General features: G+C 72.5%; 19 protein-coding genes. 7 read left to right on the top strand and 12 right to left on the bottom strand.

Annotation, left to right across the window (positions count from 1 at the left end; all coding sequences use genetic code 11):
• Window positions 1-58: 58 nt before the first annotated feature.
• The 3 genes from B100_RS0131100 to B100_RS0131090 form a co-directional block, all read right to left on the bottom strand.
• Window positions 59-1,756 (bottom strand): hypothetical protein, encoded by a 1,698-nt coding sequence (locus B100_RS0131100; protein ID WP_024888282.1) that lies wholly within the window; start codon window positions 1,754-1,756, stop codon window positions 59-61.
• A 134-nt stretch (window positions 1,757-1,890) separates the two neighbouring features.
• Window positions 1,891-2,382 carry a hypothetical protein gene (locus tag B100_RS0131095; protein WP_024888281.1) on the bottom strand — a complete coding sequence of 164 codons (492 nt, stop codon included), beginning with the start codon at window positions 2,380-2,382 and terminating at the stop codon, window positions 1,891-1,893.
• A complete protein-coding gene (locus tag B100_RS0131090) occupies window positions 2,379-4,772 on the bottom strand; it encodes a nitrate reductase (RefSeq protein ID WP_024888280.1) in 2,394 nt (797 codons plus the stop codon). The genes B100_RS0131095 and B100_RS0131090 overlap by 4 nt, the downstream gene beginning before the upstream one ends.
• 230 nt (window positions 4,773-5,002) lie before the next feature.
• Here B100_RS0131090 and B100_RS0131085 point away from each other — a divergent pair, with 230 nt between their 5' ends.
• Window positions 5,003-5,824, top strand: coding sequence for an SAM-dependent methyltransferase (locus B100_RS0131085; protein WP_024888279.1), 822 nt, complete (start codon window positions 5,003-5,005; stop codon window positions 5,822-5,824).
• A gap of 120 nt (window positions 5,825-5,944) precedes the next feature.
• Here B100_RS0131085 and B100_RS0131080 read toward each other — a convergent pair whose 3' ends face one another.
• A complete protein-coding gene (locus B100_RS0131080; RefSeq protein WP_024888278.1) occupies window positions 5,945-6,865 on the bottom strand; it encodes a Scr1 family TA system antitoxin-like transcriptional regulator in 921 nt (306 codons plus the stop codon).
• Window positions 6,866-7,074: 209 nt separating this feature from the next.
• A complete protein-coding gene (locus B100_RS0131075; RefSeq protein ID WP_106967134.1) occupies window positions 7,075-7,308 on the bottom strand; it encodes a DUF397 domain-containing protein in 234 nt (77 codons plus the stop codon).
• 146 nt (window positions 7,309-7,454) lie between these two features.
• Here B100_RS0131075 and B100_RS0131070 point away from each other — a divergent pair, with 146 nt between their 5' ends.
• Together B100_RS0131070 and B100_RS0131065 are read left to right on the top strand one after the other, a co-directional pair.
• Window positions 7,455-8,030 (top strand): ATP-binding protein, encoded by a 576-nt coding sequence (locus B100_RS0131070; protein ID WP_024888276.1) that lies wholly within the window; start codon window positions 7,455-7,457, stop codon window positions 8,028-8,030.
• 29 nt (window positions 8,031-8,059) lie between these two features.
• Window positions 8,060-8,605 carry a hypothetical protein gene (locus B100_RS0131065; protein WP_024888275.1) on the top strand — a complete coding sequence of 182 codons (546 nt, stop codon included), beginning with the start codon at window positions 8,060-8,062 and terminating at the stop codon, window positions 8,603-8,605.
• Between the two features lie 284 nt (window positions 8,606-8,889).
• Here the strand turns inward: B100_RS0131065 and B100_RS0131060 are convergent, their stop codons facing one another.
• Window positions 8,890-9,435, bottom strand: a complete 546-nt coding sequence (locus B100_RS0131060; protein WP_024888274.1) for a TetR family transcriptional regulator — start codon at window positions 9,433-9,435, stop codon at window positions 8,890-8,892.
• Window positions 9,436-9,605: 170 nt separating this feature from the next.
• Here B100_RS0131060 and B100_RS0131055 point away from each other — a divergent pair, with 170 nt between their 5' ends.
• From B100_RS0131055 to B100_RS0131040, 4 genes are all read left to right on the top strand, one after another.
• Window positions 9,606-10,445, top strand: coding sequence for an oxidoreductase (locus B100_RS0131055; protein ID WP_024888273.1), 840 nt, complete (start codon window positions 9,606-9,608; stop codon window positions 10,443-10,445).
• A 383-nt stretch (window positions 10,446-10,828) separates the two neighbouring features.
• Window positions 10,829-11,212 carry a carboxymuconolactone decarboxylase family protein gene (locus B100_RS0131050; protein WP_024888272.1) on the top strand — a complete coding sequence of 128 codons (384 nt, stop codon included), beginning with the start codon at window positions 10,829-10,831 and terminating at the stop codon, window positions 11,210-11,212.
• Window positions 11,213-11,659: 447 nt separating this feature from the next.
• Window positions 11,660-14,290 (top strand): SpoIIE family protein phosphatase/ATP-binding protein, encoded by a 2,631-nt coding sequence (locus B100_RS0131045; RefSeq protein ID WP_024888271.1) that lies wholly within the window; start codon window positions 11,660-11,662, stop codon window positions 14,288-14,290.
• Window positions 14,291-14,477: 187 nt separating this feature from the next.
• Window positions 14,478-15,842: an FAD-dependent oxidoreductase gene (locus B100_RS0131040; protein ID WP_024888270.1), complete on the top strand. Its 1,365-nt coding sequence runs from the start codon at window positions 14,478-14,480 to the stop codon at window positions 15,840-15,842.
• Between the two features lie 92 nt (window positions 15,843-15,934).
• Here B100_RS0131040 and B100_RS0131035 read toward each other — a convergent pair whose 3' ends face one another.
• The 6 genes from B100_RS0131035 to B100_RS0131010 all read right to left on the bottom strand — a co-directional run bounded on the left by B100_RS0131035 (window position 15,935) and on the right by B100_RS0131010 (window position 22,712).
• Window positions 15,935-18,307, bottom strand: coding sequence for a glycosyl hydrolase family 65 domain-containing protein (locus B100_RS0131035; protein WP_024888269.1), 2,373 nt, complete (start codon window positions 18,305-18,307; stop codon window positions 15,935-15,937).
• Window positions 18,308-18,511: 204 nt separating this feature from the next.
• Window positions 18,512-20,260, bottom strand: coding sequence for a sensor histidine kinase (locus tag B100_RS0131030; protein ID WP_024888268.1), 1,749 nt, complete (start codon window positions 20,258-20,260; stop codon window positions 18,512-18,514).
• A gap of 259 nt (window positions 20,261-20,519) precedes the next feature.
• Window positions 20,520-20,894: a hypothetical protein gene (locus tag B100_RS0131025; RefSeq protein ID WP_024888267.1), complete on the bottom strand. Its 375-nt coding sequence runs from the start codon at window positions 20,892-20,894 to the stop codon at window positions 20,520-20,522.
• An 83-nt stretch (window positions 20,895-20,977) separates the two neighbouring features.
• Window positions 20,978-21,502, bottom strand: coding sequence for a roadblock/LC7 domain-containing protein (locus tag B100_RS0131020; protein ID WP_024888266.1), 525 nt, complete (start codon window positions 21,500-21,502; stop codon window positions 20,978-20,980).
• Window positions 21,503-21,540: 38 nt separating this feature from the next.
• Window positions 21,541-22,323, bottom strand: a complete 783-nt coding sequence (locus B100_RS0131015; RefSeq protein WP_024888265.1) for a hypothetical protein — start codon at window positions 22,321-22,323, stop codon at window positions 21,541-21,543.
• The gene (locus B100_RS0131010; RefSeq protein WP_024888264.1) at window positions 22,320-22,712 is read right to left on the bottom strand and encodes a hypothetical protein; all 393 of its coding nucleotides are present in this window, start codon (window positions 22,710-22,712) and stop codon (window positions 22,320-22,322) included. The genes B100_RS0131015 and B100_RS0131010 overlap by 4 nt, the downstream gene beginning before the upstream one ends.
• Window positions 22,713-22,834 lie beyond the last annotated feature (122 nt).

Raw genomic sequence — 22,834 nt, 5'->3', positions numbered from 1 at the left:
CGGCCGCCCCCCACGACGCCGGCGGCCCCGGGAACCACCCGGGGCCGGCGGCGTCGTGTCAGTGGCAGGCGTGCTCCCCCGGGCCGGCGACGACACCCCGATCGGCGCCGTGCGTCTCCAGCCGGCAGAAGCAGGACGCCTGGACGGGTACGTCCGCCAGCGCGGCCGCCTGCCGCAGCTGCCGGGCGACGATCGCGGCCTCGCCGGTCTTGCCGCCGCGCAGCAGGCACTCGTGGAACCCGTGCAGCGCCCAGACGTTGTTCGGGTGCTGCAGCGGCCGCGGCAGGGTGTCGTCCAGCCCCAGGTCGGCCCGGTAGACGGCCTCCGCCTCCGCGACCCGGCCCTGTTCCAGAAGCAGCGCCCCGTAGGCGTGCCGGGTGGGCTGCATCCAGCCCCACGGCTCGTCGTAGGGCAGGTTGTCGTCGAGGTCCACGGCCCGCTCCAGTGCGGCGAAGGCGGTGTCGTGGTCACCCTTGCGGTAGGCGAGTTCGCCGTCCAGCATCGCCGACGCGATGGCGAGGAGGTCGTGGCAGGTGTTGTTGAACAGCATCCGGGTCTCCGGGACCCGGTCCACCGCCGCGCGGAACTCCTCCCGCTCGGCGTCGGCCCGCTCGGTGTCGCCGGTCACGGCCAGGGCGATGCCCCGCGCGTAGTGCAGCATCGCGGTGGTGACGCAATACAGCCCCGGGTCCTCGGGGAACGGCAGTGCGAGGATGTCGTCCCAGCGGCCGAAGCGGATCAGGACGTGGAAGCGCATCGCCAGGAAGCCCTCCAGCCAGTCGGCCATGGGCGGGCTCTCCACCCGGAGCAGCTTCTCGGGGACGGCGGCCTCCAGCCGTGCGGCGGCGTCCAGGGCCACCGCCGACTGCCCGGCGAACATGGCGCCGTAGATCCGGAAGTGATGGTTGTGGCCGCGGTACAGCGTGTAGAAGTTCATGGCTCCCGCCCGCCGCAGGTACTTCTCGTCGGCGGCTACGGCGGCGGTGTTGTCCGAGACGACCCGGCGGTAGTCGCCGCACAGCACCTCCAGGTGCGAGGGCATGTGGAGCAGGTGCCCGGCGTCGGGAGCGAGGCCGCGCAGCCGGTCGGCGACGGTGAGGGCCGCCTCGGGGGTGGGTGACATCTCCATCAGGTGGATGTAGAGGTGCACCACGCCGGGGTGGTGGGCGCCGGCCTCGGTGGCGAGGGCGCCGTCGAGCACGGCCTTGGCCTCCTCGGTGCGGGCGCCGTCGGCGGGCCGGCCGGCCTTGAGGTCCCACAGCTGCCAGGGGGTGAGGTTCATCAGGGCGTCGGCGCAGAGCGCGGCCACGTCGGGGTCGCCCGGGGCGCTCTCGTACACGGCGAGCATGCGATCCGCGTACGGTTCGTTCCACACCGAGCAGTCCTCGGCGGCGTGGGCCTGCGGGTAGCGGGCGCGCAGGGCCTCCACGAGGGCGCGTTCGACGGGGGTGGCGCGGGCCGCCGCCCGGTGCGCCCGTTCCACCGCGGCGTGGGTCCGCTCCACGGTGGTGGTGAGTTCCTCGCCGTCGAAGGCCTCCCACGGCTTGTTGTAGTTGGGGCCGAGGGTGTAGGCGACGCCCCAGTGGGCCATGGCGCAGTCGGGGTCGGCGTCGGCGGCCCGCCCGAAACAGGCGGCCGCCTCCTCGTGGTTGAAGGCGTAGGTCCACATCAGCCCGCGGTCGAACCAAAGTTGGGCCTCCGGGGAGGTCGTCGTCACGGGCCGTCCGTAGGCGCCGAGGTCGTAGTAGCCGTCCATGGTGCCTGCCTCCCGGGGGAACCGGCCGGGCCGGCCGCCGCTCGTCCGGCGGCCGACGTCCCGTGGGGACGAAACCGACGATAGCGGGGCACGGAGGCGCGCGCAGGCGCGCCGGCGAACCGGTACCCGGGCGGTCAGACGCTGACGAGGAGCTGCGGGGACAGCACCTTGATCATCGTGTTGGTCCAGCGCATCTGCCGCAGGGTCTGCGGATGGCAGTCGGAGACCAGTTCCAGCAGCTCCCGGTCCCGGGTGGCCTGTGCCGCCTGGGCCAGCATCTCCCAGTTCAGGGAGTTGCGGACGGCGGCCAGGTGCAGGTCGCGCAGGTCCTCCAGGAGGAGCAGCCCCGTCTCGGGGCGGCGCCCGAGGGCCTGCGCGGCCTTCTCGCGCAGGGCGGTGAGCGCGCCGGGTGCGGTGTGGTCGCGCGGGCCGGGCAGGTCGACGCCGTGATCGGGGCCGAGGGCGGCCAGCCGTGCCGCGTGCTCCCGGGACCAGCGGGCCACGTCGGTCGCGACGTGGTGCACCTCGTGCTCGGTACGGTGGCGCTCGGCGACGGTGAGCAGGTGCGTCTCCAGGTCGCGCTCGCCGTCGTGCAGGGCGCGCAGGGTGATGCCGATGCCGTTCACGCGGTGCTCCCCGTCCTCGCGTCGTCCGTGGCCGGCTGCTGGGACGTCCCGCGCCGGGTGACCAGGGTGACGCGGGCGGCGGCCGTCTTGAACAGGGGCTGTTTGGACAGCGGGTCCCAGTCGGTGACAGTGGTCTCGTTGGCGGCGCGCCCGGGCCGGCCGTCGGGCGGCCGGTGGCCCTCCGGGGTGTCCCAGTAGCCGTAGTGGAACGGCACGAACACCACGCCGTCGCGGATCGCCACCGTCCGCAGCCGGGCCCGGATCGCGCCGCGCGGTGTGGTGACCTGCACCAGGTCACCTTCGGCCAACCCCTGTCGGGCGGCCTCGGACGGGGAGATCTCGGCCCAGACGTCCGGTGCGGCGGCGTTCAGCTCGGGCGCGCGGCCGGTCTTGGTGCGGGTGTGGAAGTGGTACACGGTGCGGCCGGTGATCAGCTGGAGGGGGTACTCCGGGGAGGCGTCCTCGTGCAGCGGGAGGTACTCGGCGGCCTTGATCACTGCCTTGCCGTCCGGGTTGAGGGAGCGGTACTCGACCGGGGTGACGGTGGCACCGGTGACCATGTCCTTGCCGTAGCTCTCGCACCGGTCGGGGTGGGCGTGGTCGAAGCCGTCGGTGTAGAGGCGGGCGGTGCCGTCGGGGGCGTCCTCGGTGCAGGGCCACTGGATGCCGCCGTCGCGCAGCTTGTCGTAGGTCAGCCCGGTGTAGTCACAGGGGCGGCCGGCGCTGCACCGCTGCCAGGCGGCGAAGGCTCCCTGCGGGTCGTGCCAGCCGATCAGCGGGCCGCCGTCCTTGTCGCGGAAGTCCATGCGGGCCGCGTAGTCGAGGAAGATGTCGAGGTCGGGCCTGGCCTCGCCGGGCGGGTCCACTGCCTTCTCGGAGAGGTGGACGGTGCGGTCGGCGTTGGTGAAGGTGCCGGTCTTCTCGCCCCAGGTCGCGGCGGGCAGCACGACGTCGGCGAGCTGCGCGGTCTCGGTGAGGAACAGGTCCTGCACCACCACGAACAGGCGTTCCTGGGCGAGGATCGACCGGATCCGGCCGAGTTCGGGCAGGGAGACGGCCGGGTTGGTGCCGGAGATCCACAGCATCCGCAGGGACCCCTGCTCGGCGTAGCGGAACATCTGCATCGCATGGGTGGGCGGGCCGTGGTGCGGGATCGCGTCCGGTTCGACATTCCAGATCTCGGCCAGTTCGGCCACGTGCCGGTCGTTCTGCCAGTTGCGGAAGCCGGGGAGGTCACCGTCGGCGCCGCACTCCCGGGTGTTCTGGGCGGTGGGCTGCCCGTTCATCTGCATCAGCCCGCAGCCGGGGCGGCCCAGCATGCCGCGGATCAGGTGCAGGTTGTTGACCTGTACGGCGGCGGCGGAGGCCTGGTGGGACTGGTAGACGCCCTGCAGCACGGTGGAGGTGAGCCGCCGCGCGTCGCCGAGGAGGTCGGCCGCGCGTTCGATCTCGGCGGCGGGCACGTCGCAGATCTCCGCGGCCCAGCGCGGGGTGCACCGCTCGACACCGGCGGCGAGTTCGTCGTAGCCGACGGTGTGCGCGTCGACGTAGGCGCGGTCGATCCGGCCGGTGCGGATGATCTCGTGGAGCAGGGCGTTGAGCAGGGCGACGTTGGTGCCGGGGCGCGGTGCCAGATGGATGTCGGCGTGGCGGGCGACGGGGGTGTACCGGGGGTCGACGCAGAGCAGCCGGGGCGGGTCTGAGCCCTCCAGCCGGTCAAGGACGCGCATCCACAGCACTGTCTGCGTCTCGGCCATGTTGTGCCCGAACAGGGCGATCGTGTCGGCGTGGTCGATGTCCTCGTACGAGCCGGGCTGGCCGTCGGATCCGAAGCTCTCCTTGAGGGCCTCGGCGGCGGTCGCGGTGCACAGCCGGGTGTTGCCGTCGAGGTGGTTGGTGCGGATGCCGACGTGGGCGAGGACGGCGAGGGTGTAGTACTCCTCCAGGAAGAGCTGCCCGGTGGTGTAGAACCCCACGGAGCCGGGGCCGCGCTCGTCCAGCAGGCTCCTGGTGCGGGAGACGACGCGGTCCATGGCGGTGTCCCAGTCGGTCTCGACGAGCCGGCCGTTCTCCCGGACGAGCGGGCGGGTGAGGCGGTCCGGCGAGTGGTTGGCCTGCCAGCCGTAGAGGTCCTTGGGGCCGAGCCGGCCGCGGTTGACCCGGTCGGCGGCGCGCCCCCGCACACCCACGATGCGTCCGCCGCGCACCGCGATGTCCATGGCGTCGCCGTTGGAGTGCAGGATCGAGGCGGAGGGCACCCACCGCTCCACGTCGTCCTCCGTCACCCCGTCCGCCAGGTGCAGGTCGGTGCGGGCCGGCCAGGGGGTGCCGGGCGCGTAGGGGGCGCGCACGCCCCAGGGGTTGGTGATCCGGTCCGGCGAGCTGTTCACGGTGGTCCGACCTCCACGGCGCGGGGATGTCGCGGGGCGGGTACCCCGGCCCTCACCGGTCAGACCATAACTCCACACACTCAACACAACACTCAACGTGACGACCTGACACACCTTCACCATTCCTTCGAGGTCATGTTCGCCATCGGGCTGGCAAGGGCCGTACGGCCCTCCCTAGGATGTATTTCCTGTCCGGCCAGTCCAGTTGGCGGCACTCCGCAGGGGGAACGATGCACACCGGTAAGCAGCTGTCCACCGAGATCGACGCAACCGTGCCGACGGCCGCGCGTATGTACGACTACTACCTGGGCGGCAAGGACAACTACGCTGCGGACCGGTCCGCGGTCGAGGAACTCGACAAGGTGGTGCCCAGCACCCGCCGCCTGGCCCTGAACAACCGGCGCTTCCTGCAGCGCGTGGTCCGCACGCTGACGCAGGAGTACGGCATCCGGCAGTACCTGGACCACGGGTCCGGCCTGCCCACCCAGGACAACGTGCACCAGGTCGCGCAGCGCATCGACCCCACCACCCACGTGGTGTACGTCGACAACGACCCGATGGTGCTGGTGCACGGCCGGGCCCTGCTGGAGCAGGACGAGCGCACCGTGGTCATACAGGCGGACATGCGCGAGACCGACGGGATCTTCGGCCACGCCGAGACCCAGCGGCTGATCAACTTCGACGAGCCGGTCTGTGTGCTGTTCAACTCGGTCTTCCACTGCATCCCGGACAGTGACACCGACGGTCCGATGGCCGTCGCCAACCGGGTGCGGGAGCGGCTGGCGCCGGGCAGCTTCATGGTGATGTGCCAGTTGGTCAGCGAGGACGAGAAGGTCCGCGACTTCGTCACCGGCTTCATGGACCAGGTGACCCAGGGTCACTGGGGCCGGGTCCGCCAGCAGAAGGACGTCGAGGCGCTCTTCGACGGTCTCGAAATCCTGGAGCCGGGGCTGGTGGAGGTGTCCACCTGGCGCCCGGACACCGAGGTGGCGCCCCGTCAGCTCAGCCAGGAGTGGATCGAGTTCGGCGGCGTGGGCCGGATACCCGTGTAGCCCCCGACACCGCGACGCCCCTGTCCGGTCCTTGTGGGACCGGGCAGGGGCGTCGGTACGTCCGACTCGCGTCGCGGAGGCAGGCACCATCGGTGCTCCTCAGGCGCGCGAGGGCTCCGCCTACTGCGCGGAATAGCGTTCCCTTATCGTCCTGCGCAGCAGCTCCACCGACTCACGAGGCTTGAGGGCCTCGTCGGCCAGACGGTCGAGCACGATCCGGTACTCCTCGGTCTCGTCGCGGTCCTCGAGGAAGTTCGCGCTCCTGATGTGTTCCAGGTAGACCACGTCGGGCAGGTCGAGGCCGCCGAAGCGCAGATAGGTCACCGGGATGGCGGGGGCCGAGGCGTTGGTGACGTTCAGCGGGACGATTTGGACCGTGACGTTGGACCGGTCGGCCATCACGGCCAGGTGTTCGAGCTGTTCACGCATCACCTGGCGGTCGCCGAGGACGCGCAGCAGCACCGACTCGTCGATGACGGCCCACAGCTGCGGGGCGTCCTGGCGCATGAGCAGCTCGGCGCGGCGCATCCGGAGCTCGACCCGCCGCTGCACCTCGCTCGCCGACGCGTTGGGCAGACCGCGCTCGACCACCGCGCGGGTGTAGTCGGCGGTCTGCAGCAGACCGGGGACGTACTGGATCTCGAAGGTACGGATGGTGGCGGCGGCCTCCTGGAGCCCGACCAGACGGTCGAACCACTCGGGCATCAGCCGCTTGTCGTACCGCTGCCACCAGCCCGGCTCGCCGGCCCGCTGGAGCAGCTTGAGCAGGACGGAGGCCTCGTAGCCGTCGGTGCCGTAGAGGTCGAGCAGCGCCCGTACGTCGGTCTCGGTCGGCGGGCGGCGGCCCTTGCCGGACTCGATCCGGGACAGCTTGGCCCCGCTGAAGCCGACGGAACGGGCCGCCTGGTCCTGGGACAGACCGGCGTCCTCACGGAAACCGGCCAGCTGCACGCCCACCAGCATCTTGAGCAAGGTCGGCGCGGGCTCGGGCCTGTCCAGGTAGGGTTCCAGACGGGAGATGCGATGCGACGCGGCGGACATCCTGACTCCCAGCAGACCGGCACAAGGGCGATTCACACTATCGCATCTGACGCTGCCTCACCGCACGTGGATGCGAAATGCCGACCGAAGTGGGGCAGTTGGGCTCCGGTTCACCGGCGGCGACGGAAGGCCGGTGCCGGCCCACGGCGGTTCCCGGACCGGTCGGCCGACACCCGGACGAGGGCGTCGGCACCGGACGGGTCGGGCGGTCATCGGACGAGGTGGTCGAACTCGCCGTCCTTGGCCCCCGCCAGGAAGGCGGCCACCTCGGCCGCGGTGTAGACGAGGGCGGGTCCGTCGGGGTCACGGGAGTTGCGCATCGCGACGTCACCGCCCGACAGCGGCGCGACCTCGACACAGTTGCCCTCGGCGTTGCTGTGCCGGCTCTTGATCCAGCGGGCGTCCAACTGGCTGGCCCGCACTCCGTTCCGCACTCCAGACACCGCTGTCTCCTTGCTGTTGCCGTTCGCCGCGCACGGCCGTCGCCGCACATGGCGAAAATTCTCGCGCAATTTCCCGTGCAATTGCACGCGAGCGCTGACAGCGTGGATAATAGCCGTGGCGTCAACCCCTGTGGGAGCGCCCCGTCCTGACGTCGCATCAAGGAGATGCCGTGTCATCACCTGTGCACTTGACGCTCCGGCCGCCGGCCTCGGCCGTGTTACCGGCGGGTGACCCCGGTGCCCGGTCGTACGGCCCGCTCCCGGCGGCGCCACGGAACGAGGACGGGACCCCTCTGCCGACGGTGCCCGCCGCCGCCCCCCACGCGACGGTGAGCATCGCCTGCAGCCGGGAGGGCCTCGCGCGGGCGCGGTCCTTCACCCGCGACACCCTCGGGGACTGGTCGCTCGCCCACTGCGGCGACGACGCCACCCTTGTCATGACCGAGCTCGCCGCCAACGCCGTCACCCACGCGGCGTCGCGGTGCCCGGGTGTGCCGGACGTACGGCTGGGGTTCCGTCTGGAGCCGGCGCACCTGTTGCTCACCGTCTCCGACCCCGACGACCACCCGCCCGTGGTCTCCCCCGGCGCCGGTTGTGGCCTGGAGGAACACGGCCGGGGGCTCCGCATCGTCGACGCGCTGTCCGAGGCGTGGGGCTGGACCCCCACCGTCCCGGCCGGCAAGACGGTGTGGGCCCGGTTGTCCACCCGCCCGCCCATCTGACACGACTGCCGCGGAAAGGCACCCACGCCATGCGCAGCGCTTCTACGGAACAGCCGAGCAGCGAGCGCCCAGTGCGCCACACGTCCCCCACCGGAGTGGCACGATCCACGCCCCTCACGGCCCTGTCCCAGGTCCCGTGGGCCGACATGCAGGATTCCACCGGATCGGCGGCCGCCATCCCGCTCCTGCTCAACGGCATCGCCTGGGGCGACGCCGGCACGGCCCGGGCCGCCCTGGAGGATCTGCGGAAACGCATCTGCCAGTACGGCTTCGTCACGGAACAGGCGACCGCCGCCACGGTCCCCTTCCTCTGGGAGCTGGCCCAGCTGCCGCACGTCACCTGCCGGGCCGGCATCATCCAGCTCCTGAAGGCCATCGCCGACGCGCGGCAGTGGGAGAGCACGGCCGCCGCGTACCCGAAGCTGCTGAACCGCCGTGAGAACCCGGTGGTGTGGGAGCGGGCCGCCCGGCAGGCGGTGCGGGCCCGGCGCGGCGAGCTGAACCGGCTGCTGTCGGAGCCGGACACGGAGATCGCCCGGGCCAGCACGGAGCTGGCCCGCGCCCTGTCCGACTGAGGCCGGCGCGGCACCGCACACTCCGGGCCCTCTCCACGGGGACGGGTCCGGTCAGGAAGACGCGCGACTGCTCGGGGGAGGAGTCGCGCGTCGGGGGGAGGGTCGCGCGCGGCCAAGGGGGGAAAGGCCGCGCGCGACCCGCACACGTGCACTTCTCGAACCTACGGTCCGCCCCACCGAGCTGAGGCAGGTCATCAGTCTGCCGCAGGACGAGCGCGGCAAGGCGTTCCGGTTGCTGGTGGCGCGGTCGTCGGGCCTGTCCTGTTCCGCGGTGGGTGATGGCGTCAGGTCGCGCCGAGGCCGTTCAGAAGGGTGTCGGCGACGAGATCGGCGGCCTGCGGGGGTTCCAGGTCGGGGAACCGGTGGGCGACGGTGTCGACGAGTTCGTCCAGGATCGTCCGTGCCCAGGCCGCGTCCACGCCTGCTCGCAGGTAGCCCTCGTCCAGCGCGCGGCGGATGAAGGCGTCGAGGCGCGCACTCTGCTCCTCCCGGCGGGTCCAGGCGGCGGGGTCTTTCTGCATCATCAGGCGCACGTCGACCGGCCATTCGCGGCTGACGGGGATGATCCCCTCCAGGTAGCGGTGGAGGGCGACCGGCAGGGGGGACTCGACCAGGCGGGCTTCGTCCAGGACGCGTTCGGCGGAGTCGAGCTTGACCTGGAAAACCGCGCTGAGCAGGGCTTCACGGTTCGCGAAGCGGCGGTGGACGGTCGTCCGGTCCACCCCGGCGGCGGCGGCGATGGCCGCCATGGAGGCACCCGGGTCCTCCGCCAGGAGTCGAGCTCCGGCACGGAGGACGGCAGTCAGGTTACGCGCGGCGTCAGCTCTCATGATGCCGACATTCTACGCCCATGCTTTACTTAATCAACTGACATCCTCACGTGAGTAGCAACACTACAATTTAACGCATCACCCATGTTGCAGTTAACCCTGATTCGTCTACAGTGAAGTTGCCGTTCCGTTCGGGACGGTGAAGCAGATGATGAAACGAGGCACGCGTCATGGCACGAACCTGGCTCATCACGGGGGGCTCGCAGGGCCTGGGCAGGGCCCTGGTGCTCGCGGTCCTGGAGGCCGGCGACAACGTAGTGGTGACTTCCCGCAAGCCTGAGGCACTGGCTTCCCTGAGGGCCGAGCACCCGGACCAGCTGGAGGCGGTGGCGCTGGACGTCACCTCCGCGTCCCGGTCCCGGGGCGTGGTGGCCGCGGCGGTGGAGCGGTTCGGATCGGTGGACGTCGTCGTCAACAACGCCGGCTACGCCACCAGTGGCTCGATCGAGGACTTTCCCGAGGACGAGTTCCGCGCGCAGGTCGACACCAACTTGTACGGCGTGGTCAACATAACCCGGGCGGTTCTTCCCGTCATGCGCCGCCAGCGGTCCGGGCACATCGTGCAGATCTCCTCAATAGGCGGACGTGTGGGTGGTACGCCGGGTCTGAGCGCCTACCAGACCGCGAAGTTCGCCGTCGAGGGGTTCTCCGAGGTATTGGCGAACGAGGTGGCACCGTTCGGTGTCAAGGTCACCATCGTCGAGCCGGGCGGCATCCGCACCGGCTGGGCCGCGGGTGCCGCGGAGCCTTCCGGTCCCGTGACCCCCGACTACGAGGAGACCGTGGGCCTGTGGCTGGCCCGGTTCGCCGACTACGCCGGCAACGAGCCCGGTGACCCGGACCGCATGGCCCGCGCGATCATCGGCGCCGTGGACGCCGAGGAGCCCCCGCGCCGACTGCTGCTCGGCAGCGACGCCCTGGAGATCGCGATCAGCTCGGAGGAAGGCCGTCTGGCCGAGGCCGGCACGTGGGCAGAGGTCAGCCGTTCCGCGGACTACCCCACCACCTGACGGCACTGTGCGGGCGCGGCGGCGGGCCGGTCGAAGCACCGGATCCCCGGGGCCGCCCGCGCCGACCGCCTCGCCCAGTACGGCCTGTCCGGCCGTATCCGGACCTGTGATCCGGACCGCGCCCTGGCCACCGGCCGTCGGCTGCGCACGGACATTCGCTCCACGCCCTGTAGCCCGGACGGTTCACCCGACCGAGCAGACCGATCGTCACGGCGCGAGCGTGGAAACCAGCCTCGTGCGACGAACAGGTCCCGCCGCCCTGGCGAGCAGCCACCCCCGGCGAGTGAGGAACCGCCCTGCCCCGAAGCCGGACCCTGAACGGCACATGGTGGTCAGGACCGCCGGCCCACCAACCCCGCACGACCGACCGACAAGGAGCAGAGATGAGTACCGACGACGCTTACGAGCAGGCGCTGGACACCGCAAGCGAACTCCTGGGACAGCGCCTGGAACTCCCGATGAGTCCCGGCGAACCGGCCTCCGGAGCCGACTTCCGCAAGGTCGCGACCGTGCACACGTTCGGGGACTCATGGACCCGTACCGCACTGTCGACGCACGACCGGTCCCTGGTCTCCGTCGCCATCGCCGCGACGCTGGGCGCGTTCGAACCGCTGCGCGGGCAGCTGCGCATCGCGCTCAACAACGGCGTCACCCAGGACGAGATCGTCGACCTCTTCATCCACCTCGCCGTCTACGCGGGAGCGGCCCGCGCCTTCGAGACGTACCAGGTCGCCTTGTCCGTCTTCGCCGAGGAGGCCTCCTCCTGAGAGACACTGCTCGGCGCCCTGCTGAACCCACCGAAAACATCCCCGCGCAGGCTGCTGCACTGGTCGAACGGGCGCAGAACCCACCAGGCCACGGCCCGGCACAACCACTACCGGACGACTTACCGCCCACGCGAGCGGACAGATCACGACGTCGCACTGGAGTACCAGGGGCGCGGGGATCCGCGCGAGCAGCACCCGCGGCGCCGCACCCGCCCGAGGGGCTGCCACTCACGGTGAGAGAGCGGCTGCGGCGCCGTCCGGGCCGGGCGCGCAGTTCCCCGCGCCCTTACGGGGCGGCCTACCCTCGCCTCGGATGGCGCGGCAGTGTAGACATGGCACATGGTCCGACTCATGGGTCGATCCCGGACCCGGTCGCCCCAGCGGTCCGGCGCAGCCGCCTCCGTGCGGCGCCGGCGGCAGGAGAGCGGCCGCTCCGGGTGGCATCCGATGGCGGGGCTGCGGTCGGTGCTGAGCGGGCGCAGCGTCGCCGGACAGGTGTTCGTCCTGCTCCTGGTGATGGTGCTGCTGCTGGTGGTGGCCGCGGTCGTGGCCCTGGTGCTCCAGGTGCAGCGGGACAGCACGCAGGAGGCCCGCGGTCGTTCCCTCGCCGTCGCCGAGACCTTCGCGAACGCCCCGGGCACCGTCGAGGCGCTTCAGTCCTCCGACCCCACGGCCGTGCTCCAGCCGCGCGCCGAGGCCGCCCGCGAGCGGTCGCACGTCGACTTCGTCGTGGTGATGGACACCGACGGCATCCGCTTCACGCACCCCAAGCCGGACCGCATCGGCAAGCAGTTCGTCGGCACCATCGAGCCCGCGCTGGCCGGCGAGCCGGTGGTGGAGGAGATCGAGGGCACCATCGGTCAGCTGGTGCAGGCGGTGGTCCCTGTGGAGGACGCCGACGGCACCGTGGTGGGCCTGGTGTCGGCGGGCATCACCACGGAGCACGCGGGCGGGGCCGCCGAGGACCAGCTGCCGCTGGTGCTGGGCGCGGCGCTCGCCGCACTGGCGCTGGCGACCTGCGGCGCGGCCCTGATCAGCAGACGGCTGCTGCGCCAGACCCACGGCCTGGGCCCGCACGAGATGACCCGGATGTACGAACACCACGACGCGGTGCTGCACTCGGTGCGCGAGGGCGTGATGATCGTCGAGGGTGACGGCACCCTTCTGCTCGCCAACGACGAGGCGCACCGGCTGTTCAGCCTGCCGGACGACGCCGAGGGACGGCACGTGCGGGACCTGGGGCTGGATCCGGACACGACCGAGCTGCTGTCCTCGGGCCGGGTCGTCACGGACGAGGTGCTGCCGGTGGGCGACCGGCTGCTGGCGGTCAACCAGCGGGCCACCGACCCCTCGGGCGGCCACGGCGGCAGCGTCATCACCGTCCGCGACTCCACCGAGCTGCGGGCCCTGTCCGGCCGGGCGGAGGAGTCGCGTGAGCGGCTGAACATGCTCTACGACGCCGGTGTGGGCATCGGTACCAGTCTGGACGTGACCCGCACCGCGCAGGAGCTGTCGGACCTGGCCGTCCCCCGGTTTGCCGACTTCGTCACCGTGGACCTGTTCGAGTCGGTGCTGGCCGGCGGTCACCCCGACGCGGCCGCCGCGCTGCGCCGTACGGCCCGTACCGGTATCACCGACGACGCACCGCTCTACCCGAAGGAGCAGCAGATCCGCTTCGTCGCGTCCTCGCCCCAGGGCCGGAGTCTGGCCACCGGCCGGGCGGTCCTGGAACCGCGGCTCGACGAGGCGCCGGGCTGGCAGGCGCAGGACCTCGAACGCTCCGCGCACATCGTGGAGTACGGCGTCCACTCGCTGATCACGGTGCCGCTGCGGGCCGGGGCGACGGTCCTGGGCGTGGTCAGCTTCTGGCGGTACCGCAAGCCCGAGCCCTTCGACGTGGAGGAGCTGGCGCTGGCGGAGGAGCTGGTCGCCCGGGCCGCGGTGTCCATCGACAACGCCCGCCGCTACACGCGCGAGCACAGCATGGCGGTGACCCTGCAGCGCAGTCTGCTGCCGCGCACCCTGCCCGAGCAGAACGCCCTGGAGATCGCGTACCGCTATCTGCCGGCGCAGGCCGGGGTGGGCGGTGACTGGTTCGACGTGCTGCCGCTGTCCGGCGCCCGGGTGGCGCTGGTGGTCGGTGACGTCGTCGGGCACGGACTGCACGCGGCGGCCACCATGGGGCGGCTGCGCACGGCGGTGCACAACTTCTCCGCGCTGGACCTGCCGCCCGGGGAGCTGCTCGCACTGCTCGACGAGCTGGTCGGCCGGATCGACCAGGACGAGGCGCAGGACGAGCACGTGGCGCCGGTCATCGGCGCGACCTGTCTGTACGCCGTCTACGACCCGGTGTCGCGGCGGTGCAGCGTGGCGCGCGCGGGCCATCCGCCGCCCGCGCTGGTCCGGCCGGACGGCCGGGTGGAGTTCCCGGACGTCCCCGCCGGCCCTCCGCTGGGCCTCGGCGGGCTGCCGTTCGAGTCGGCGGAGCTGGAGCTGCCGGAGGGCAGCAGGCTGGTCCTGTACACCGACGGACTGGTCGAGGACCGCGAGCACGACATCGACGTCGGTCTGGAGCAGCTGCGCGAGGCGCTGTCCCGGGCCGGGGACTCGCCCGAGGAGACCTGCCGGGGCGTGGTGGAGTCCCGGCGCCCGTCCCGGGCCGCTGACGACATCGCGCTGATCGTGGCGCGCACCCGGGCGCTCGCGCCGGACCGGGTCGCCGAGTGGCCGGTGCCTTCCGACCCGGCGGCCGTGGGCGAGGTGCGGGCGGAGGTCACCCGGAAGCTGACCGAGTGGGGGCTGGAGGAGCTGACGTTCAGCACGGAGCTGATCCTCAGCGAGCTGGTCACCAACGCGATGCGGCACGGCGCCGCCCCCATCCGGGTGCGGATGCTCTACGAGCGCCATCTGATCTGCGAGGTCTATGACAGCAGCAGCACCTCGCCGCACCTGCGGTACGCGACGATGACGGACGAGGGCGGGCGCGGGCTGTTCCTGGTCGCGCAACTCGCCGAGCGCTGGGGCACCCGTTATCTGCCGGCCGGCAAGGTCATCTGGGCGGAGCAGAACCTTCCCTGAGGGGCGTCCGCCCGAGGGGCCATGCCTGCCCACCCCGGGAGAATCACGACAATCCCATAAGGCCACCTGAGGAGATGGCATAAGGTCGGCTTATGAGCCCATAGACCGGACCCGCGTACCAGGTAAGGCAAGCCTGAGTTTAGGCTTCCCCACGAGACGCTTGTCATCGCTCGAAGGGAACCTGACCATGCCCCGCCCCCTGCGGGTAGCCATCGTCGGATCCGGCCCCGCCGGGATCTACGCCGCCGACGCCCTGCTCAAGTCCGACGTGGCCGCCGACCCGGGCGTGTCCATCGACATCTTCGAGCGGATGCCGGCGCCGTTCGGACTGATCCGTTACGGCGTCGCCCCCGACCACCCGCGGATCAAGGGCATCATCACGGCCCTGCACCAGGTGCTCGACAAGCCGCAGATCCGCCTGTTCGGCAACGTGGACTACGGCACCGACCTCCACCTCGACGACCTGCGTGCCTTCTACGACGGCGTGATCTTCGCCACCGGCGCGACGGCCGACCGCGCGCTGCCGGTCCCCGGCATCGACCTGGACGGCTCCTACGGCGCCGCGGACTTCGTGTCCTGGTACGACGGTCACCCGGACGTGCCCCGCACCTGGCCGCTGGAGGCCGAGAAGGTCGCGGTGCTCGGCGTCGGCAACGTCGCCCTGGACGTGGCGCGCGTCCTCGCCAAGACGGCCGACGAGCTGCTGCCCACCGAGATCCCGCCGAACGTGTACGAGGGCCTGAAGGCCAACAAGGCGATGGAGATCCACGTCTTCGGCCGCCGCGGCCCGGCGCAGGCGAAGTTCAGCCCGATGGAGCTTCGGGAGCTGGACCACTCCCCCAGCATCGAGGTGATCGTCGACCCCGAGGACATCGACTACGACGACGGCTCGATCGCCACCCGGCGCGGCAACAAGCAGGCCGACATGGTCGCCAAGACCCTGGAGAACTGGGCGATCCGCGACGTCGGCGACCGTCCGCACAAGCTGTTCCTGCACTTCTTCGAGTCGCCCACCGAGATCCTCGGCGAGGACGGCAAGGTCGTCGGCCTGCGCACCGAGCGGACCGCCCTCGACGGCACCGGCAACGTCAAGGGCACCGGCGAGTTCAAGGACTGGGACGTCACCGCGGTGTACCGCGCGGTCGGCTACCTCTCCGACAAGCTGCCCAAGCTGCCCTGGGACATCGACTCCGGCACCGTCCCCGACGAGGGCGGCCGGGTCGTCCAGGAGAGCGGCGAGCACCTGTCGTCCACGTACGTCACCGGCTGGATCCGGCGCGGTCCGGTGGGCCTGATCGGTCACACCAAGGGCGACGCCAACGAGACCGTGGCCAACCTGCTGGCCGACTACGCGGGCGGACGTCTCGGCACGCCCGCCTCCCCGGCTCCGGAGGCGGTGGACGCGTTCCTCGCCGAGCGCGGCATCCGCTACACCACCTGGGACGGCTGGTACCGCCTGGACGCTGCGGAGAAGGCGCTGGGCGAGCCGCAGGGCCGTGAGCGCGTGAAGATCGTCGAGCGCGAGGACATGCTGCGCGAGAGCGGCGCCTGACCTCGCCGGCCCGCAACGGCGTACGCCGGGTGTCCGGCCGGTGTGACACCGGCCGGACACCCGGCGTACGCCGTTGCGGCGCCAGAGGCGGCTCAGTCCGGCAGGGTCAGCCGGGCCGTCTCGCCCGGGTCGACGCGCACCACGCGGTGGTCCGGCAGGTGCACCTCGATCGGGGAGCGACCCGACGAGGGCACCGTGATGTGCAGCAGTTCGCTCTCCAGCCGCAGGCGCACACCCCAGTGGCCGTGGTAGCGCACGGTGAAGCCGTAGGAGGACAGCTCCGGCAGGGGCACGGGGTCGAGCCACAAGGCTCCGCCCCGGGTCTCCAGGCCGGCCAGTCCGCGCTGCACCAGGTCGAGGGTGCCGGCCATGGCGCCCAGGTGGATGCCCTCGCCCGTGGTGCCGCCCTGGATGTCCGCGATGTCGGACCGCAGGGCCTCCTGGCAGAACGTCCAGGCGTCCGCGCGGCGGGCCCGGGCGAGCACCCAGCCGTGCACCAGGCCACTGAGGGTGGAGCCGTGGCTGGTGCGGTGCAGGTAGTGGTCCACCGTGCGCCGCCACATCCGTTCGTTGAGGTTCGTTCCCAGCCGGCGGAAGACGCCCTGCAGTTCGGCGGGCGAGAACAGGTAGCCCAGCATGAGGACGTCGGCCTGCTTGGACGCCTGGTAACGGTTGACGCTGTCGCCCTCGGCCTCCAGGATCCGGTCCAGCCGCCGGATGTCGCCGTACCGGTGCCGGTAGCCCCGCCAGTCCAGCTCGGCGAGTTCGCCGTAGCCCTCGAACTGGCTGATCACCCCGTCGTGGAAGGGGACGTGGAGGGTGCGGGAGACCTCCTCCCACTCCTCCAGCTCGGCGGCGTCCAGCCCGGTGCGCTCGGCCAGCTCGCGGCGCCGCGGCTCGGGCAGGGCGCGCAGCACCTCCAGGGTGCGGGCGAGCACCCAGGCGGCCGTGACGTTGGTGTAGGCGTTGTCGTCCAGGCCCGGTTCGGGGGCGTCCGGGTAGGCCTCGTGGTACTCGTCGGGGCCCACCACGCCCTTGATCCGGTACCGGCCCAGGTGGTCGTCGAAGGCCGCAGAGCCGGCCCAGAAGCGGGAGATCTGCAGCAGCATCTCGGCGCCCTTGGTGTGCAGGAACTCCTCGTCGCCCGCCGCCTCGCAGTACTGCCACACGTTGTACGCGATGGCCGAGCCCACGTGGTGCTGGAGGTGCGAGTGGTCCGGCAGCCAGCGTCCCGAACGGGGGTTGAGGTGCAGCTGCTGGGTCTCCTCACGGCCGTCGCTGCCGCTCTGCCACGGGTACATCGCGCCGCGCCGCCCGGCGTCGTGCGCCGCGGTGCGGGCACGTTCCAGGCGCCGGTGGCGGTAGTGCAGCAGCGCCCGGGAGACCTCCGGGAAGTGCAGGTTGAGGTAGGGCAGGACGAACAGCTCGTCCCAGAAGACGTGCCCGCGGTACGCCTCCCCGTGCAGCCCCCTGGCCGGCACCCCCACGTCCAGGTCGGCGGTGTGCGGGGACAGGGTCTGCAGCACGTGGAAGAGGTGCAGCCGCAGGATGCGGCCCGCCTCGTCGGGCACGTCCGGCTCCGCCCGGCGCCACAGCTGCCGCCAGGCCGTCAGGTGGGGTGCCAGCAGCTCGTCGAAGCCCGCGGCCCGGCCCACCCGGTCGACGGCGGCGTGCAGCGGGTCGCTGATCGCGGGGTCGTGGGAGGTGTGCAGGGCGACGACCTTGTCCACGGTGAGGGTCCGCCCGGGTGCCAGGTCCAGCCGGGTCGTCTGCACCGCCCGGGGCCGGTCGTGCCGGACGGAGACGGCCGCCGGCGAGGTCAGCCGGGCGGCGAGCGCGACGCGGATGTCGGAGGTGCGGGTGCGGCAGCGCAGCCACACGGTGTCCGCCGGCGAGGTCCCGGTGAGCACATGCGTGAGGTGGCGTCCGTCGAGGTCGGCGTAGCGCCGTACCCCCGCGTTGGTGACGCCCCCGTCGAGCGCCGCCTCCACCTCGAGCGGACCGGTGAACCCCTCGGCGGTGAACTCGGTGCGCAGGCCCGCGAGATGCGGGTCGGCCATGTGCACGAACCGCAGCTGCCGCACGAGGAGGGCCCGCCCGGACCCGAGTCCGTACCGGGTGCGGCGTTCCATCAGTCCGGAGGCCAGGTGCAGGGTCACGGCGTGGTCGGCGACGGGCGCGGTGTCGGGGGTCAGCCAGTCGGCGCCGGGCAGCCGGAAGCGCAAGGGGAGCCAGTTCGGCAGGTTGACGACGTCCTCGTTCTCCACCTGACGGCCGCCGACGGCGGAGGCGAGCCGGTTGTAGATGCCGGCCGCGTAGGTGCCCGGGTAGTGCGTCTCGTCGGCGGCGCACTCGGCGAGGGCGCCGCGCGTGGCGAAGTAGCCGTTGCCCAGGGCGCACAGCGACTCCCGCAGCCGCTCGTCGGCCGGGTCGTAGCCCTCGTACTCCCAGGTCCAGCCGGTCACCGCACCGCTCCTCCCGCCGACGTCCGCCGCGCACGGTGCCGGATGTCCCGTGCGGGGACGCCGGGTGCGGTGCCGCAGCGGTCCGGTCCGGCGCCGTCACCGGCGGCGCGTCCTGCCGGCCGCGGGCCGGGTGGCCCCGCCACGGCCGGGACGGCGCACCGAGTACCCCCGGCCGCTCCCGGACACACACCGCCGAGGGAGCGGCTACCGCTCGCCCACGGGGACCCGCCACACCAGGGTGGTGCCGGCGCCGGGGGTGCCGGTGACGTCGAAGGAGCCGCCCAGCTGTCCGGCGCGCTCGGCCATGTTGCGCAGTCCGCTGCGGCGGCCCCCGGGCGGCAGGCCCACGCCGTCGTCCGTCACCGTGAGCCGTACCTCGTGCCCGTCGGTCTCCAGGGCCACCTGGACGCGGCTCGCGCCGGCGTGCCGGGCGGCATTGGTGAGCGCCTCGGAGAGCACGGCCACCAGGTGGTCGGCGGCCTCCTTGGAGACGTGGGTGTCGATCAGGCCCTCCATGCGCACGCTCGGCGCGAAGCCCAGCAGCGGCGCGGCCTCGCCCACCAGCCGTACGACGCGGGCGCGCAGCCCGGTCGCGGCGCCGCCGGCGGACGCGCGGGAACGCAGCCCGAAGATGGTCGAGCGGATGATCTTGATGGTCTCGTCGAGGTCGTCGACGGCCCGCAGCACCCGCTCGGAGGCCTCCTTGTGGTCGATGAACCGGCCGGCGCTCTGCAGCGTCATGCCGGTGGCGAACAGCCGCTGGATCGCCAGGTCGTGCAGGTCGCGCGCGATGCGGTCGCGGTCCTCGAGCACGGCGATCTGTTCCGCGTCCTGACGGCGCTCGGCCAGCTCCATCGCCACGGCGGCCTGGGCGGCGAAGCCCCGCAGCGGCTCGATCTCCTTGTCCGTGAAGACGTGGCCGCCCGCGGCGCGGACCAGCAGCAGGATGCCGCGCACGCCGTCACCGGAACCGATCGGCACCGCGACGGCGGGGCCGAGTGCGGTGAAGCTCTGCGGGCCGTGGAAGACGCGTTCGTCCTGGCCGATGTCCCGCGAGGTGACGGGCGCGGCGCCGGCGAAGGCCAGGCCGAGCAGGCTGCCGTCGACCGGCACGACCAGGCCGCGGTGGGTCTCCGCGTCTTGTCCGACGGCCAGTTCCACGGTCAGCGAGTCGGTGCCGGCCATGGGCACCGCCACCACGGCGAGGGAGGCGCCGGTGATCTCCCTGGCCCGCTCGGCGACCAGCAGCAGGGCCGTGCCGCGTTCGCTGCCGGACATCAGGCCGTGGGTGATCTCGGCGTTGGCCTGCAGCCAGCGCTCCCGCAGCCGGGACTCCTCGTAGAGGCGGGCGTTGTCGATGGCGACCCCGGCGGCGACCGCGAGGGTCGACAGGACGGACTCGTCCTCCTCGTCGAACTGCTGTCCGCCGCGCTTCTCGGTCAGGTACAGGTTGCCGAAGACCTGGTCGCGCACGCGGATCGGGACGCCGAGGAAGGTGTTCATCGGCGGGTGGTGCGGCGGGAAGCCGTAGGAGGCGGGGTGTTCGGAGAGCTTGGGCATCCGCAGCGGCTCGGGGTGGCGGATCAGCTCGCCGAGGATGCCGTGGCCCTCCGGGTAGTGGCCGATGCGGGCGATCTCCTCGTCGCTGACGCCGACGGTGTGGAAGGCGGACAGCCGCGTGCCGTCCGGGCCGATCACGCCGAGGGCTGCGTAGCGGGCGTCCACGAGCGCGGCGGCGGCCTCCACGATGCTGCGCAGCGCCTGTTCGAGGTCGAGTTCCCGGCCGACGGAGAGGACCGCTTCGAGAAGGCTGTGCACCCGGTCGCGGGTGCCGCGGGCCGCGTCGATGCGGGCCTGCAGTTCCTCCAGCAGTTCGTCCAGCCTGAGCTGCGGCAGCCGTAGGCGCGCGTCCTCGTCCCGCTCCGGGGCCGTGTCCCGCCCGGCGTCTGTCACCCGTGTGCCTCCTGTCCCCGCGCTCCGGCACCGCCCGGCCGACGTCCTCCCGGGCAGCCGTCGGTAACGGTCCGGTAAACGTGACGGTACGGCATCAGGCGGGCCGCGCGACCGGCGGGGACCACCGGACGGAGCCCTCCCGCGCCCTCGTTCCGCCCGGACGCGGTGCGGGGTTCCTGGGACCGGACCCGGGCGGTCCGCGACGTCCGTGGCCCCGCGCACCGGTGTGCGGTGCGCGGGGCCACGGACGGGTGAGGGCTCAGACCTCCAGTTCGTTCTCGATCCGGCGCAGCTGGTGGCGCGCCATCGCGAGGTTGGCGCGGCCGGCGTCCAGTACGAGGTACAGGAACAGGCCGTTGCCGCCGCGCCCCTTGAGCAGGCGGATCAGGTGGTACTGGCTGTTGAGGGTGATCAGGATGTCCTCGATCTCCTCCTTCAGCCCCAGCAGTTCCATGGTGCGCAGCTTGGACCGCACGACGTCGGTGTTGCCGGCGGCGGCGACCTCCAGGTTGAGGTCCTTGCCGCCGCCCAGGGTGCCGAGGGCCATGCCGCTGGTGTAGTCGACGAGCGCGGCGGCCGTCGCGCCGTCGATGGAGCTGAGGCATTCCTTGAGCGAGGTCTCGGTGTTGGCCATGAGTGGTGTCCTTTCCGGATCGTGAAGGGTGGTGCGGGCCGGCGCCGCTCGGGACGGGCGTCCGGCCGGGAGTGAGGTACGGGTCAGCCGCCGGTCTGGGGCCGGGGCCGGTGGGTGGGGCGTTGCGGGGTCCGCACGGGAAGGGTGCCGATGGGCCGGGCCCGGTCCGTGCTGTCCGGGGCGCCGGCGCCCTCCCGGTACGGGGGCCGGTCGGCGTGCCGGCCTCCGCCGGGGCCGATGGCGGTGTCCACCAGTTCCGCGATGCGGGCGCCGCTGCGCCGGCCCTCCAGGTGCAGCCGGCCCACGTTGACCCGGTCGTCGGCGAGGAGGGTGAGCACGGCGGTGGTGCCGGCCGCGTAGGTGGCGATGTAGCCGAGGCTGCCGCGGACCAGGAGTTCGCGGAACTCCCCGCGGCCGGCCGCGTCCGTCATCCGGTGGGCGACGCCGAGCGCGGCGGCGGTCAGCGCGGCGAGCCCCTCGGGTTCGGTGTCCGGCGCGTCGTGGGCGAGGACGAGTCCGTCGACGGTGGCCGCGAGGGAGCCCGCCAGCCGCGGGACGCGGGTGCGGAGCCGACGCAGTTCGTCCAGCACGTCGGTCTCGACGGCCATGAGCAGTCTCCTTTCGGCACGCTGCCGGCGCGTGCGGATCACAGTGCCTCCAAGGCGTCCAGGAGCCGTCTCAGCAGCGCTGTGTCGGGCTCGTCCCAGTCGGCGCGGCCCGCGCCGGGGACGGTGTGGACGGGCGGGGCGGGCGCGGGGGGTGCGGGGGCGACCAGTCCGTCGGCGGCGAGCCGGCGCAGTTCGACGAGGATGTGAAAGGTGCGGTGGGCGAGGACCGACGCGATCTCGGCGGCGGTGCGGCCGCCGTCGACCAGGGCGAGGGCGCGTCCTCTGCGCGGCGGCAGGGCGGCCGGGTCCGCGTCGGGCGTCCGCGCGAGCGGCGCGGTGTCGACGGCCGGGTCGGGCCATATCCGCTCCAGCAGGTCACGGCGGCGGCCCGACTCGCGCAGCACGGTCGCCACCGGCACCGGCCGGACCGCGCCGAGCCAGTGCGCGACCCCGGGGCGGAAGCGCAGGGCGGTGCCGTCGTGGGCCAGCGCGAAGTACGCGGCGTCGAAGAGGGCGCCCAGGTGGGCCAGTTCGAGCGCGCCGGTGGTGAGACGTCCGCTGTCCACCAGCTGGCGGCCGACCCGCTGCCGGGCCCCAGCCCGTTCGACCGCCTCCCACCAGCCGGCCGGGGCCAGGGCTCCGCTGCGGGTGAGCAGGTCGCCGAAGTCGGGGCTGTGCGCGGACTCGACGTGGACCACATGTCCGGCCGCGAGGTAGAAGACGCCGGACCGGGTGGTGAGCGCTCCGGTGGCCCGGTCGGCGGCGAGCGTGTCCAGCAGCTCCGGGGCGGACCCGTCCGCGCGGGCGGGGGCAGCGGTCATCCGAGCACCATCCGGTCCGCCATCTCGGCCAGCCGGATGCGGGCCAGCGCCAGGTTGCCGTCGGCGCGGTCCAGCGACAGGTACACGAACACCGTGCTGTCGAAGGTGGTGACGACGAACCGCAGCAGGTGGAAGGCGTCCGCGGTGGTGAGGATCAGGTCCTCGACGGGGGGTTCCTTGCCCGAGCCGGTGCCCGACGGGGCGAGGGCGCCGCTCTCCATCGCCAGCCGGGCCAGCTCGGCGGTCTCGGCGGCCGTCGCCTCCACGTCACCGCCCGGCGCCTCCCCCACCGCGCCCAGGGCGAGCCCGCTGATCCAGTCGACCACCAGGGCGCCCCGCGCGCCGGGCAGCCGCATGGCTTCCAACAGACTCTCGTCGATTCCGGGCACGCCGGATCCCCCTCCCTCACACGGCTGTACCGCGAACGTGACGTTGACGCTACGGTGTGTGCTCGATCGTGGTGAGGGCTTCGGCGTTTTCCCGTGGAATATGCGACAGGGCCACCGGGGCG

This window comes from Streptomyces sp. CNH189, assembly GCF_000527195.1.
This window is presented reverse-complemented; position numbering and strand designations above follow the sequence as displayed.